General features: G+C 69.6%; 12 protein-coding genes. 6 read left to right on the top strand and 6 right to left on the bottom strand.

The window, feature by feature from the left end; genetic code table 11:
* From ON21_RS14320 to ON21_RS14310, 3 genes are all read right to left on the bottom strand, one after another.
* On the bottom strand, positions 1-368 hold a 368-nt coding region (locus ON21_RS14320), incomplete at its 3' end, for an SAM-dependent methyltransferase (RefSeq protein ID WP_039798372.1).
* Complete coding sequence (locus ON21_RS14315; RefSeq protein WP_039798371.1) at positions 365-1,000, bottom strand: precorrin-8X methylmutase; 636 nt, start codon at positions 998-1,000, stop codon at positions 365-367. The genes ON21_RS14315 and ON21_RS14320, both read right to left, overlap by 4 nt.
* A gap of 101 nt (positions 1,001-1,101) precedes the next feature.
* Complete coding sequence (locus tag ON21_RS14310; protein WP_039798370.1) at positions 1,102-1,539, bottom strand: Lrp/AsnC family transcriptional regulator; 438 nt, start codon at positions 1,537-1,539, stop codon at positions 1,102-1,104.
* 137 nt (positions 1,540-1,676) lie between these two features.
* On the opposite strand from ON21_RS14310, the gene ddaH reads away from it, so the two are divergent.
* A complete protein-coding gene (ddaH, locus tag ON21_RS14305) occupies positions 1,677-2,522 on the top strand; it encodes a dimethylargininase (RefSeq protein WP_245562604.1) in 846 nt (281 codons plus the stop codon).
* A gap of 12 nt (positions 2,523-2,534) precedes the next feature.
* On the opposite strand, the gene cobG is transcribed toward ddaH, so the two are convergent.
* Both cobG and ON21_RS14295 read right to left on the bottom strand, forming a co-directional pair.
* On the bottom strand, positions 2,535-3,731 hold the full coding sequence (cobG, locus tag ON21_RS14300) for a precorrin-3B synthase (protein ID WP_039798369.1): 1,197 nt from the start codon (positions 3,729-3,731) through the stop codon (positions 2,535-2,537).
* A gap of 44 nt (positions 3,732-3,775) precedes the next feature.
* Entirely contained in the window at positions 3,776-4,795 is a 1,020-nt protein-coding gene (locus ON21_RS14295; protein WP_039798385.1) for an alpha/beta fold hydrolase, read from the bottom strand.
* 299 nt (positions 4,796-5,094) lie between these two features.
* On the opposite strand from ON21_RS14295, the gene ON21_RS14290 reads away from it, so the two are divergent.
* From ON21_RS14290 to ON21_RS14280, 3 genes are all read left to right on the top strand, one after another.
* On the top strand, positions 5,095-6,168 hold the full coding sequence (locus ON21_RS14290; protein ID WP_245562603.1) for a hypothetical protein: 1,074 nt from the start codon (positions 5,095-5,097) through the stop codon (positions 6,166-6,168).
* A gap of 110 nt (positions 6,169-6,278) precedes the next feature.
* Positions 6,279-7,061 (top strand): SAM-dependent methyltransferase, encoded by a 783-nt coding sequence (locus tag ON21_RS14285; RefSeq protein WP_039798368.1) that lies wholly within the window; start codon positions 6,279-6,281, stop codon positions 7,059-7,061.
* Positions 7,062-7,088: 27 nt separating this feature from the next.
* On the top strand, positions 7,089-7,529 hold the full coding sequence (locus ON21_RS14280; RefSeq protein ID WP_039798367.1) for a nuclear transport factor 2 family protein: 441 nt from the start codon (positions 7,089-7,091) through the stop codon (positions 7,527-7,529).
* Positions 7,530-7,614: 85 nt separating this feature from the next.
* Here the strand turns inward: ON21_RS14280 and ON21_RS14275 are convergent, their stop codons facing one another.
* Positions 7,615-9,129: an MFS transporter gene (locus ON21_RS14275; protein ID WP_051020798.1), complete on the bottom strand. Its 1,515-nt coding sequence runs from the start codon at positions 9,127-9,129 to the stop codon at positions 7,615-7,617.
* Between the two features lie 146 nt (positions 9,130-9,275).
* On the opposite strand from ON21_RS14275, the gene ON21_RS14270 reads away from it, so the two are divergent.
* Both ON21_RS14270 and cobN read left to right on the top strand, forming a co-directional pair.
* Positions 9,276-9,950, top strand: a complete 675-nt coding sequence (locus ON21_RS14270) for a TetR/AcrR family transcriptional regulator (protein ID WP_039798365.1) — start codon at positions 9,276-9,278, stop codon at positions 9,948-9,950.
* Positions 9,951-10,082: 132 nt separating this feature from the next.
* Entirely contained in the window at positions 10,083-13,658 is a 3,576-nt protein-coding gene (gene cobN / locus ON21_RS14265) for a cobaltochelatase subunit CobN (protein ID WP_039798364.1), read from the top strand.
* Positions 13,659-13,699: the final 41 nt, after the last annotated feature.

The raw sequence follows: 13,699 nt of genomic DNA, 5'->3' as shown, positions 1-13,699 counted from the left end.
CGCCGGTGCATGTGCATGTAGGAGCTGTAGAACAGCGGATCGCCCGCGGCGAGCAACGCGACCGACCGGCCCGCGGCGAGGTGCTCGGCAAGCCGGGCGGCGGCCTGTTCGTAGAACTCGTCGATCGCGCCCTGATAGCCGCCGGGGTGGTCGGTGGTCTCCGTGGTCACCGGGTAGACGAGATGCTCTTCCAGTTGGCCGGGGCGCATGTACGGTGCCGCGATACGGCGGGAGATGCTGCGGCCGTGGCGCGCGCTGTGGAACGCGATCACGTCGGCCGCGCCGATCACGTTGGCCGCCTTGACCGTCACCAGTTCGGGATCACCCGGACCGAGCCCGACGCCCCACAGCTTGCCCGGAGTGCTCATTCCTGTTCGCTCGCAATCGCGTTCAGCGCGGACGCGGTGATGGCGCTGCCGCCGCGCCTGCCGCGCACGGTGAGGTATTCGACGTCGCCGAACTCGATCAGCGCGTCCTTCGATTCGGCCGCGCCGACGAAGCCGACCGGGATGCCGAGCACGGCGGCGGGCCGGGGCGCTCCCGCGTCGAGGAGGTCGAGCAGATGGAACAGCGCCGTCGGTGCGTTGCCGATCGCGACGACGGCGCCGTCGAGACGGTCGCGCCACAGTTCGAGCGCGGCGGCGGAGCGGGTGGTGCCCCTGGCCGCGGCCAGCTCCGGCACGCGCGGGTCGGCGAGGGTGCACAGCACCTCGTTGTCGGCGGGCAGTCGTTTCCTGGTCACGCCCGAGGCGACCATGGTGGCGTCACAGAGAATCGGAGCGCCCGCGCGCAGCGCCGCGCGTGCCGAGGCCACGACGCCGGGGGAGAAGGCGATGTCCGCGGCGAGATCCACCTGACCGCAACCATGGATCATCCGCACCACCACCTGCGCCACGTCCGGCGGGAATCCGCTCAGATCGGCCTCGGCGCGGATCGTCGCGAACGAGCGACGGTAGATCTCGGCCCCGTCGGTCAGATAGCTGGCACGTACGTCGGACATGCGGTCAACCATATGGGTGCGGCTCCGGACAGATCGGTCCGGGTCGGGCGCTGCACATCCCGGGTCCGGACGGCCGGACGGCAAGGGGCAGGGTCGCCGGATCAGGTCCGCGGACGCTCGAGAATCCGGGACATGACGATGGCGCTGCGGGTCCGCCCGACCCGCGCGTTCTCCCTGATCCGTTCCACGGTCACTTCGATCTCGGCCATGTCGGTGGCCATCACGTGCACCAGTGCGTCGGCTTCGCCCGCGATCGTCCACACGCCGACCACCTGGGGGATCGGTTCCAGGCTGCGTTTCAGTTCGGCCGGGGAGATGTTGTCGCGGTAGTACACCTCGACGTAGGCCTCCGTCTTCCAGCCCAGCGCGGCGGGATTGACCAGCGCGGTGAACCCGGTGATCTGCTTGCCCGCGACCAACCGGTCGACCCGTCGCTTCACCGCGGGCGCGGACAATCCGACCGCGCCGCCGATCTCCTGGAACGACGCCCGCGCGTTCTTCAGCAGTTGTTCGAGGATCCGCCGGTCGAGGTCGTCCACGTCACACCATCTCTCATCCCGCGCAACGATTCGCTGATTTTTGCCGACTATTCGCAACAAATCATCATTTCTGGCGCAATGCTATGCGACTTACCGTCGTGGCAGTCGAAAGTTCACGCTCACTGCCGGGAGTTCCGTTGACGTCCGTAGCCACCCTCCCCCTCGAATCCGCCGTCCGCCGTTCGTCGCCGCGCCGGTTCGTCATGTGCCGTCCCGACCACTTCGACGTCACCTACTCCATCAATCCCTGGATGAATCCCGCCGAGCCCGTCGACCGCTCGCTGGCCATCGAGCAGTGGGAGAGGTTGCGCGCCACCTACGTCGAACACGGGCACACCGTGGAGGTGGTGCCCGGTGTCGCGGGCCTGCCCGACATGGTGTTCGCCGCCAACGGCGGGCTGATCGTCGGCGACCGCGCCATGTCGGCTCGCTTCACCCACCCCGAGCGTGCCGCGGAAGGCCCGGCCTATCACGCCTGGTTCGCCCGGTGCGGGCTGGCGAACCTGGTGGCCGCCGCGGAATGCAACGAAGGCGAAGGCGACTTCCTCCTGGTCGGCGACCGGCTACTGGCCGGAACCGGATTCCGCAGCTCACCGGCCGCGCACGAGGAGGTGTCGCGCCATTTCGGTCTGCCCGTGGTGTCGCTGGAACTGGTCGATCCGCGCTTCTACCACCTGGACACGGTGCTGCTTCCGCTGGACGCCGAGACCATCGCCTACTACCCGCCCGCCTTCAGCCCGGCGGCGCGCGCGGTGCTGGCGGAGCTCTATCCCGACGCGATCGTGGCCACCGACGCGGACGCGGCGGTGCTCGGGTTGAACGGGGTCTGCGACGGCGCCAACGTCTTCCTCAGCAGCGCGGCGACCGACCTGAGTGAAGCTCTGCGCGCTCGTGGCTATCGTCCGGTGGGGATCGAGATGTCCGAGCTGCTCAAAGCCGGTGGCTCCGTCAAATGCTGCACCCTCGAAATCCATGGCAGGTGACCTGCCCGGATCTCATGGCTCGCGGGGCGGCCGGTCGATGCGATAGCCCTCGTCCGTGGCGACGATGTCGGTCACCGCTCCTCGCGGGCGGCCGCAGCGGCGATCGCACCCGGACCAGTGCTGGCGCCCGGCCACCGCGACGTCCGCGGCGGGCATCGTCCTCGGGAGGTCTACCGGATCGGCCAGTACGCGGCCGGCGCCGACAGCGTCGGCGGCGTCGGCTCGGACATCGGTGTGCGACTTCGCGCAGCCCGGCTGCCCGGCGCAGGCGCTGACCAGCAGCCAAGGCGAGTCGGCGTCGAAGATCAGGCCCATCGGCGCGAGCACCCGCACCACCTGCTCGGCGGTCCACTCCGCCAGGTCGGTGAGCACCAGGCTGCGCCACGGCGTGACGAACACCGGTCGCTGGACCGCGGCGAGGAATTCGGCGGTGCGGGCGGGCAGGCAGCCGAGGCGCACGCCGATACCGAGGCCGACCGCTCCGTCGTCCTGCTCCAGCCAGCCGATCGGAACGCTCGGTGCGGTGGGGAATTCGAGTCTTTCGGTGCTCGGTCGCAGGCCGAGGCGATCGACGACGCGTTCGGCGCCGTGTTCGATTTCGTGCAACCGCCATCGGCCGGGGTCCGCGCCGCGCAGATCCAGGAATGCGTGTGCGGCGGCGAGCATGACGTCCACCGCGTCGGCGGGGGACAGCCGCAGGCCGCTGTCGCCGCCCGCCAGCAGCAGCGCGAACTCCTCTTCCCCCACCGCGTGCACGCCGATGTCGGGGCCGAGCCCGCTGACGTCGCCGCGCCCGTCGTCGAGTGTGAACAGCACCCGGCCGGGCAGGTCGGCCAGTCGCGGCGCCGCGAGCAGGCCGGTGTCCAGCGCGGCGACCAGCGGATGCACGTCCGCCAGGCCGCCGATCCGGCCGGACAGCGGCGAGGCGATGATGTTGCGCACCCGTTCGTGCGTGGCGCTCGGCAGCAGGCCCGCGGCCACGAGCCGATCGGTCATCGCTTCCGCATCGGTCACCCGGCGCAACTGGACGTTGCCGCGCGAGGTGAGTTCGATGTTGCCGTCCGCCAAGTCGCGCGCGGCGTCCGCGAGCGCCTGCAGTTGAGTGGGCTCCAGGCGACCACCCGGCACGCGGATCCGGGCCAGCGGCCCGTCGGCGGCCTCGTGCAGCCGCAGTACACCCGGGCAGGAATCAGGAGCACGTCGTGTCATAGCGACTCCAGCCTACGGACGCGGGTGCCGGGCGGAACGGCCGGTCACGCTCCGATCGAACGCACCCAGTCGACGACGGCGGCCCGATATTCGGCGGTGTTGCGGGCCAGATTGACCGAATGCCCGCTGCCGGGCAGGACGAAGGTGCGCAGTCGCGCCGCCGGGCCGAAGAACGGCGCCTCGGTGGCGCGCAGTGTCTCGGCATCCGCGCAGACGGCGTACGCCGGGCCGCACGAGAGCCGGTCCAGGCTGCCGTTGACGACCATGACCGGCACGTCGATGAAATTGGTCATCGGCGGAAGGGTGGAGGTCAGGCCGTCGGGATACTCGGTCGGCGAGAAGACTTCCTTGGTCGCCTCGTCCACCGCGAGAACCTCCGGGTCGGCCGTCTCGGGGGCGAAGAAATTGGCAGCGCGGGTGCCGGGCCGCGTCGCCAGATAACCTGCGTCGTAACCGCGCCCGGCGAATTGCGGGTCCTCGGCGGCTTGGTGGTATGTGGAGATGACGCCGAGAACTTCGGACACATTGAGCGCGTGGGAGAAACCGGTGAGCAGGACGCCGTCGACGTCTTGGTAAGTGGTCGCCTCCAGGACATCGATGCCCGAGCTGAGGGAATGGCCTCCGGTGATGACCTTGCCGAACGGGGGCGCGCCCGCCAGACCCGCGCGCAGGGACCGGACGATGTCGTGCAGGGCGCGGGCGGACACCGTCGCCGTCACCTGCGTGCTCGGCGGACGGGTGCTCGCACCGTTGCCGAGCCGGTCGACCACCAGCGTCGCGATGCCCGCGGCGTTCATCGCCCGCCGGAAGCTGTAGGTCTCCGGGGCGTAGGGGAAATCCCAATAGGTGGCGTTGTAGTTGGAACCCGCGATCAGCACCATGACGGTGTCGGCGGCGCGCGCCGTAGGGGTGCACAGGGAACCGGCCATCTCACCGAGCGGAACGGGAATGGCGACCGCTGCGCAACGACCCGGCGCAGTGTCCTCGGCGTGGGCAGTGCTCGGAGTCAGGCAGAGAAGGATCGCCGCCGCGGACGCGGCGATCGACCGTAGCGAGATTCGCACGCGACGCAGGCTATGCGCGAACTTCGCCGTGCGCAATACTCGGCGCTACGCGCGACGGCCGTATCAGCCTTTCCGGCAGCGGATTTCGGTGTGCGAACCCGTCCGCCGCGCATGAGCGATCGTCGGCTCCATCGTCTCGGACAGATTGCGCCCTTGCGGTTCCGGCGAACGGCGATACCGCGCACAATGTTCCGTGGCTATCGCATAGTTGATGCCGCACGCGTGCACCCGGCCGCGCCCGATGTCGCTTCGGGAGAGCGGAGGTCCGGGATGCCGCGATGGACAAGGAGCGCGGGAACGTGGGTGCGACGGGACAAGGGGTGGGCATGCGAGCGGTGCACTTCGTCGGAAGCTTTCCGGCCGAGAGCACGGACGTCGCGATGCGGGCCATGTTGGACAGTGCGGGGGAGCGGCTGCGTACCCTGCCGACCGGGGAGACCCGGCGCTACGAGTTCTACATCCAGCCGATCATCGAAGACCTGGTCGAGCAAGGTGCCCTGGCGGTGAAGAAGCCGGGAACGTGGGGCTCGAGCAGGCAGCGGACGATCCATCGGGTCGCTCGGGGCGCCGAATTGCACGGCGAGAAGATGGATTTCGGTTATCTGCGGGAAGCCGAGGAGGCGCTGCCGATCCTCCGCGCACTGCGCGTCGAGCGCGGCTTGCCCGGTCTCGCGCTGCAGATCGGCATGCCGACCGATTTCACGCTGACGTTCATCGCCATGGGGGTCGCGGGTCTGCGGCGGCATCGCCGAGCCTTCTTCGACGCCACCGTGCGTGAGATCACCGCCATCCGCGAACTCGCCGGGGACGACGTCGTCGTGCAGGTGGAGGCCACCGCGGAACTGGTGCTCATGGCGAAGGCGCAGCCGTTGCACCGGCAGGTCGATCGGGTGCTGGGGCTGGGCGAGGGGATCGCCGCGCTGGCCGGGGCCGCGCCCGAGGGAACCCGTTTCGGGGTGCACCTGTGCCTCGGCAGTCTGCGCAACAAGGCCCGCGGCAAGCTGCGGGATACCCGGCCGCTGGTCGATCTGGCCAATTCCGTGGTCCGGCAGTGGCCGCGCGGGCGCGTCCTGGAGTACGTGCACGGTCCCCTCGCGGCCGGCGATGTACCTCCGTCGGAGAATGCCGAGTTCTATGCGCCACTTGCGGGGCTGGCACTCGATGCGGGTACGAAATTCTATGCCGGACTGGTGCACGACGGTCCCACGGAGGCACAGCAATTGCAGACGCTGCGGGTCGTAGAGAAGGCGCTGGGACGCCCGGTGGACGGAGTCGCCTGTGCGTGCGGCCTCGGCCGCCGCCCCCGCCAGGTGGCGGATGAGCTGATGGCGCGAGCGGAGGTACTCGCGGTGGGCCGAGCGCCCGGCGAGTGAGTCCCTGCGCGGCAACGTCATTCGGTACGCCGATGTTTCTGGTGCGCGGCGACGGAACGTGACTTTTGTTAGGCTCCTGATCGGGGCGATCGGGAGGTACGGTGTCCGGCATGGAGCGAGCACCGCGGGGCGTCGATCCGAACCTGCCCAATTCCGCCCGGGTGTACGACTATCTTCTGGGCGGCAAAGACAACTACGAGGTGGACCGGGCTGTCGCGCACCGCATGCTGTCCATCGCCCCGGATACCCGAACCTTGGCGTGGTTCAGTCGCCAGTTCCTGGTGCGGGCGGTCCAGTCGGCCGCCGAGGCGGGGATCCGGCAGTTCATCGATCTGGGCGCGGGTATCCCGACCTCGCCGAATGTGCACGAGGTCGCCCACAAGGTCGATTCGTCGGCGCGGGTGGTGTACGTCGATTTCGACCCGGTCGTCTACGCGCACTGCAATGCCCTGCTGGCGCACGCGGACGGCGTGACGGCGATGCTCGGTGACGTTCGCCGTCCGGACGACATCATCGACCGGCTGCGCCGCGACGGTTCGATCGACTTCGCGGAGCCGGTCGCGATCACGCTCGTCGGGGTGCTGCACTTCGTGATGGACGACGAAGGCCCGGCCGAGATCGTCGCTCGGCTGCGGGAAGTCATGGCTCCGGGTAGCTATCTGGCGTTCACGCACGGCTCCGACGACAGCGACGCGGACTTCATCGACCAGTCGTCGTCGGATACCGCCAGATCCTCGGCCCAGGTGGTCTATCGATCTCCGGCCGTGGTCGAGTCGTTCTTCGAGGGGTTCGAGATGATCGAGCCCGGCGTCGTTCCCTTGCAACAGTGGCTCGGCGACGACCTGCCGCGCACCGGGCTGGTGCTGCTCGGCGGGGTGGTCCGCAAGGCGTAGGACGCGCGCGGCGGCTAAGGTCGGCGTATGTCCGAGATCTCCACTGTCGCCGACCGGCTCGCCATCGTCGATGTCATCACCAGAATGTTCGTGTACACCGATCAGAAGCGCTGGGAGGACTTGTCGGCGGAGGTCTTCACGCCGACCGTGGATTTCGACGGCGGGTTCGGCGGGCCGGTCGGGGAGCGCGCCGCGGCCGACATCATCGCGGATTGGCGCACCGGGCTCTCCGATCTCGACGGGATACACCACCAGTCGGGCAACCATCTCATCGATCTGGACGGTGACACGGCGCGCGTGCACGCGGACGCCATCGCGGTGCACGTCAAGAATGCCGCGACCGAGGGCAAGACCCGCACCTTCGTCGGCAGCTACTCCATCGGCGTCGAGCGCACCCCGCAAGGGTGGCGGGTCAACCGTTTCCACTACCACCTCAAGGTGATCGACGGGAACGCCGACCTGGTCTAGGCCGGCGGCCAAATCGGTTGTCGCACAAGCGTTTACAACGCTCGGCAGGTCACGCGGTCGTGGCCGTGCCGATCGCGAACGATCGTCACGGTGTCGTCGTCGGGTGCGTCTCCGGTCGAGTCGCCGCGGATTCCGCCGTCGCGCGGGACCGTCCCGGCGCCCATACGCCGATCAGGACGGCGGCGACGAAGGTGACTATGCCCAGCGCGAGCGCGGACTGCCGAGCGCCGTGCACGAAGGCCGATTCGGCGAACTCGGCCAGGGGCGCCGCTTGCGGCCCCATCCGTTCGGTGACCTGGAGCGCCGCGGCCAGCGAGTCGCCGACCGGTTCGCGGATCTGTTCGGGCAACTGCGGCAGGGCGGGTGCGATGCGGTGGCTGTATCCGGCCGCGAGGATGCTGCCCGCGATGGCGATGCCGACCGCCGCACCCACTTCGCGCGCCGCGTCGTTCACCGCGGCGGCGACGCTGTGTTTCGCCACCGGGGTGCCCGCGATGATCGCGGCCGTCGCGGGTGCGGTGCACAGGCCGGTGCCGGTGCTCATGATCAGGAACGGCCAGAGCAGGTCGACGTAGGTGGTGTCGACGTCGACGCGGGAGAGCGCGACGAGCGCCGCGCCGATGATCACCAGCCCGCCCGCGATCGGCAGGCGCAGTCCGACCCGTTCGGCGAGCCGCGGCGCCACCGCCGAGACCGCCACCATCGGCACCATCATCGGCGCCATCGCCAGCGCCGACACGATCGGCCGGTATCCGAGAATCAGTTGCAGGAACTGGACCATCAGCAAGAAGGTCCCGAAACAGACGAGGAATTGCAGGGTCACCGACGCGGTGCCCGAGCCGAACCCTCGATCGGCGAACAGGCGCAGATCCAGCAGGGGATGCGCGACCCGCTTCTCGATCATCACGAACGCCGTGGCCGCCGCTACCGCTGTGACGGCGGCGCCGATCACCATCGGATCCACCCATCCGCGCTCGGGCGCCGCGATCGCCGCCACTACCAGCGATCCGACGGCAGCGGCAGAGGTGACCGCTCCCCACACGTCCAGCCCGGGTCGATCCTGGTCGACCGACTCCGGCAGCGTGCAGCCCGCGATCACCAGCACCAGTCCCGCCACGGCCATGGCGAGAAAAATCGACACCCACGACCACTGTTCCAGCAGCAGGCCCGAGCCGAGGATGCCGAGCACGGCGCCCGCACCGGCGACGCCCGCCCACAGCCCGACGGCGCTGCCCCGGCGTGCCTCCGGAAATCCGGCGGTGATCAGCGACAGCGTCGATGGCATGACCAGAGCGGCGCCGACTCCGGCCACCGTCCGGCCCGCGATCAACCAACCGGGCGTGTGCAGCAGCGCCGGCGCCGCCGAGCCCGCCGCGAACACCAACAGCCCTATGACGAGCACGGCACGCCGCCCGAAGCGGTCGCCGAGCGCGCCCGCGGGGAGAACCAAGCAGGCCAGCGCCAGGGTGTACCCGTCGACGACCCAGGTGAGCTGCTGCTGACTGGCGCCGGTCGCGGCGGCGATCTCCGGGAGCGCGGTGTACAGCGCCGCCATCGACGCGATCACCAGGGCCACGGTGAGACACGAGATCGTCAACATCCATCGCTGAGCGGCCGACAAACGTGTCGCGGTGGACTCCACGGCGCCTCCCCGAGCTGAACAAAACTGCCAGTATCGCTACGCTACTATCAGTAGCATAAGTAGCCGGGTGGCGATAGGCGCGGCGGAGGAGGAATGTTCGACCCATGACCGGTGCCGCCGACCCGACTCTTCCTGACGACGACGTCGACCCGCGCAGGGCGCGCTCGCGCGCCAGGCTGCTCGACGCCGCCACCGCGCTGTTGAAAACCGGTGGGCTGGAAGCGGTTACCGTCGAGGCGGTCACGACCATGTCCAAGGTCGCGCGCACCACGCTGTACCGGCATTTCGACAACGCCATGCAGTTGCGCGCCGCCACGCTCGAACGCCTGCTCCCTCCGGTGATCGAGGCGCCGCCCGCCGGTCCGCTCAGGGAACGGCTGATCGAATTGCTCAGCAGGCAGGCCACGGTCGTCAACGAGGCCCCCTTGCAGATATCCACGCTGGCGTGGCTGGCCACCGGCGAGCGCGGCTTATCCGGGGCGGGTCCGGACTTCACGTCGTTGCGCCTGCGGCTCATCGAGCAGTACCGCAAGCCGTTCGACCAGCTCTTCGGTGATCCGGATGTGCGCGCCCGACTCGGCGATCCGGACGTGACGTTCGCGCTCACCCAGCTCGTCGGCCCGATCGTCTTCGCCAGATTGGTCGGACTCGAACCGATCACCCCCGCCGACTGCGCCCGGCTGGTGGACGACTTCTTGGCCGCGCGGTGCAGCGACCGCGACCGCCGCGCGGCCGATCCGGCGGGACGCGTGGACGAGGACGCTCCGGACGGCAGGTAGCATCGGCGTGCTCGGCGGACGACGAGGAAACCGGTGAAAGTCCGGTGCGGTCGCGCCACTGTGGAAAGCCAGACCCTCCCCGGCGAGCAGCGAACCCCCGATGGGCGCGTCACCCGAGGAAGGCTGCCACCCGTGATTGTGCTGTTGTCCACGTCCGACACCGATCTGCTCAGTGCCCGCGCCAGCGGCGCCGACTATCGGTGGGGAAATCCGGCTCGCCTGCTGGTCGAGGACCTGCCCGGCCTGCTCGACGGCGCCGATCTGGTGATCGTGCGCATCCTCGGTGGCAAGCGGGTCTGGGAGGACGGGCTGGAGGCGCTGCGCGCGAGCGGGATTCCGCTCGTCGCGCTCGGTGGCGAGATCGCCCCGGACGCCGAGCTCATGGAATGCTCCACCGTCCCGGGCGGCGTCGCGGCCGACGCGCACAACTACCTGGCCGCCGGTGGCCCGGAGAATCTGCGTCAGCTGCACAATTTCCTGTCCGACACCGTGCTGCTGACCGGACACGGCTTCGAGCCGCCGATCCAGTTGCCCAGTTGGGGCGAGTTGGATCGGGTCGCCGCCGCGCGGACCGACGGGCCGACCGTGGCGGTGATCTACTACCGCGCCCAGCATCTGGCGGGCAACACCGCCTACGTCGACGCCCTGTGCGGGGCGATCGAACAGGCGGGCGCGCGGGCGCTGCCGCTGTACTGCGCGTCGCTGCGCACCGCCGAACCCGAGCTGATCGATACCTTGCGCCGCGCCGACGCGCTGGTGGTGACGGTGCTGGCCGCGGGAGGCACCAAGCCCGCCACCGCGTCCGCCGGGGGCGAGGACGAGGCGTGGGATGTCGGCGCGCTCGCCGACCTGGACGTGCCCATCCTGCAAGGGCTGTGCCTGACCACCGGGCGCGCCCAGTGGGAGGCCAACGACGACGGACTGTCCCCGCTGGATGTCGCCACCCAGGTCGCCGTGCCGGAATTCGACGGGCGGATCATCACCGTCCCGTTCTCGTTCAAGGAATTCGACGCCGACGGCCTGTCCACCTATGTCCCCGATGCCGAGCGCGCCGCCCGCGTCGCGGGTATCGCGACGCGCTACGCGCGGCTGCGCCACATCCCCGCCGAGCGCAAGCGCATCGCCGTCATGCTCTCGGCGTACCCGACCAAGCACGCCCGCATCGGCAACGCCGTCGGCTTGGACACCCCGGCCAGCGCGATCCGTCTGCTCACCGAAATGCGCGCCGCCGGTTATGATCTCGGCGCGCCCGGCGAGATTCCCGGCCTGGACGAACAAGACGGGGACGCCCTCATCCACGCCCTGATCGCCGCAGGCGGCCAGGACCCGGACTGGCTGACCGCCGAGCAGTTGGAGGGCAATCCGATCCGCATCGGCGCGGCGACCTACGCCGCCTGGTTCGACACGCTGCCCGGCGACCTGCGTGACGCCGTCGTGGAAGCATGGGGCCCGCCGCCGGGCGAACTGTACGTCGACCGCTCCGCCGACCCGGACGGTGAGATCGTCATCGCCGCATTGCGTTTCGGCAATGTCGTGCTCATGGTGCAGCCGCCGCGCGGTTTCGGCGAGAACCCCGTCGCGATCTACCACGACCCCGATCTGCCGCCCAGCCACCACTATCTGGCGGCCTATCGGTGGCTCAGCGCGCCCGAGGGTTTCGGCGCCGACGCGATGGTGCACCTGGGCAAGCACGGGAATCTGGAGTGGCTGCCGGGCAAGACGCTGGGCATGTCGGCCTCCTGCGGCACCGATGCCGCTCTCGGCGATCTGCCGCTGATCTATCCGTTCCTGGTGAACGATCCCGGCGAGGGCACCCAGGCCAAGCGCCGCGCGCACGCCACCCTGGTGGATCATCTGATCCCGCCGATGGCTCGCGCCGAAACCTACGGCGACATCTCGCGTCTGGAGCAGTTGCTCGACGAGCACGCCAACATCTCGGCCCTGGATCCGGCCAAGCTGCCCGCCATCCGCCAGCAGATCTGGACGCTGATGCGCGCCGCCAAGATGGACCACGACCTCGGCCTCACCGAGCGTCCGGACGAAGAGTCCTTCGACGACATGCTGCTGCACGTCGACGGCTGGCTGTGCGAGATCAAGGACGTGCAGATCCGCGACGGCCTGCACGTGCTGGGCCGGGCCCCGGCGGGGGAGAGCGAAGTCGATCTGGTGCTGGCCATGCTCCGCGCGCGTCAGCTGTGGGGCGGCGAGCGCACCGTGCCCGGCCTGCGCGAAGCACTCGGCCTCGACGAGTCGGGAGGCGAGGCGCGCGAGCGGGTGGATGCGGTGGAGGGCCGGGCCCGCGCGCTGGTCGCGGCATTGCAGGCGGCGGACTGGTCGCCGGAGGCGGTCGACGCCATCACCGATGATCCCCAGGTGCGCCTGGTGCTGCGATTCGCGGCCACCGAGGTGGTGCCGCGCCTGCGGCAGACCGAGGTGGAGATCGACCGCGTCCTGCACGCGCTCGACGGCGGGTTCATCCCGGCAGGTCCGAGCGGATCGCCGTTGCGCGGCCTGATCAACGTGCTGCCGACCGGACGGAATTTCTACTCGGTCGATCCCAAGGCCGTGCCGTCGCGGCTGGCCTGGGAGACCGGCCAGGCCATGGCGGAATCCCTGCTGGAGCGCTACCGGGCCGACCACGGAGAGTTCCCGCGCTCGGTGGGTCTGTCGATCTGGGGTACCTCCGCGATGCGCACCTCGGGCGACGACATCGCCGAGGTCCTCGCGCTGATCGGCGTCCGGCCGGTCTGGGATGAGGCGAGCCGTCGCGTCCGTTCGCTCGAAGTGATCTCGCTCGCGGAACTCGGCCGCCCCCGTATCGACGTCACGGTGCGCATCAGCGGCTTCTTCCGCGACGCCTTCCCCCACGTGCTCGCCCTGCTGGACGACGCGATTCGCCTGGTCGCCGACTTGGACGAGCCGGAAGAGGCGAACTACGTTCGCGCGCACGCGCAAGCCGACCTGGCCGAGCACGGCGACCGGCGGCGCGCCACCACCCGCATCTTCGGTTCCAAGCCCGGCACTTACGGGGCGGGCCTGTTGCAGCTGATCGATGCGAAGAGCTGGCGCACCGACGACGACCTCGCCGAGGTCTACACCACCTGGGGCGGTTACGCCTATGGGCGCGATCTCGACGGGGCGCCCGCCGCCGAGGACATGCGCGGCGCGTATCGCCGGATCGCCGTGGCGGCCAAGAACACCGACACCCGCGAGCACGACATCGCCGACTCCGACGACTATTTCCAGTTCCACGGCGGCATGGTGGCGACGGTGCGCGCGCTGACCGGCAAGAACCCGGAGGCCTACATCGGCGACAGCACACGCCCGGACGCGGTGCGCACCCGGACGCTGTCGGAGGAGACGGCGCGGGTGTTCCGGGCCCGCGTGGTGAACCCTCGTTGGCTCGAAGCCATGCGCAGGCACGGCTACAAGGGCGCGTTCGAAATGGCCGCGACCGTCGATTATCTGTTCGGCTACGACGCCACCACCAACGTGGTGGCCGACTGGATGTACGAAAAGCTCACCGAGAGCTACGTTTTCGACGAGGTGAACCGAAAGTTCATGGAGCAGTCCAATCCCTGGGCGCTGCACGGGATCGCCGAGCGGCTGCTGGAGGCGGCCGAGCGGAAACTGTGGGAACATCCCGAACCGGACACGCTCGATCGGCTGCGGCAGGTCTATCTGGAGACCGAAGGGGAGCTGGAGTAGCCGCCACGGTCGTCCCATATTCCGGATTCGTCCCGAAATGC

The organism is Nocardia araoensis NBRC 100135, from assembly GCF_000308435.1.
Taxonomy (GTDB): Bacteria; Actinomycetota; Actinomycetes; order Mycobacteriales; family Mycobacteriaceae; genus Nocardia; species Nocardia araoensis.
Note: the sequence above shows the minus strand (reverse complement) of the source record. Positions and strands in the feature narration are given on the sequence as shown.

Coding starts and splice junctions, on each gene's coding strand:
- ON21_RS14315 (WP_039798371.1), bottom strand. CDS start 1,000: ATGTCCGACGTACGTGCCAGCTATCTGACCGACGGGGCCGAGATCTAC.
- cobG (WP_039798369.1), bottom strand. CDS start 3,731: ATGACACGACGTGCTCCTGATTCCTGCCCGGGTGTACTGCGGCTGCAC.
- ON21_RS14285 (WP_039798368.1), top strand. CDS start 6,279: ATGGAGCGAGCACCGCGGGGCGTCGATCCGAACCTGCCCAATTCCGCC.
- ON21_RS14280 (WP_039798367.1), top strand. CDS start 7,089: ATGTCCGAGATCTCCACTGTCGCCGACCGGCTCGCCATCGTCGATGTC.
- ON21_RS14275 (WP_051020798.1), bottom strand. CDS start 9,129: ATGTTGACGATCTCGTGTCTCACCGTGGCCCTGGTGATCGCGTCGATG.
- ON21_RS14270 (WP_039798365.1), top strand. CDS start 9,276: ATGACCGGTGCCGCCGACCCGACTCTTCCTGACGACGACGTCGACCCG.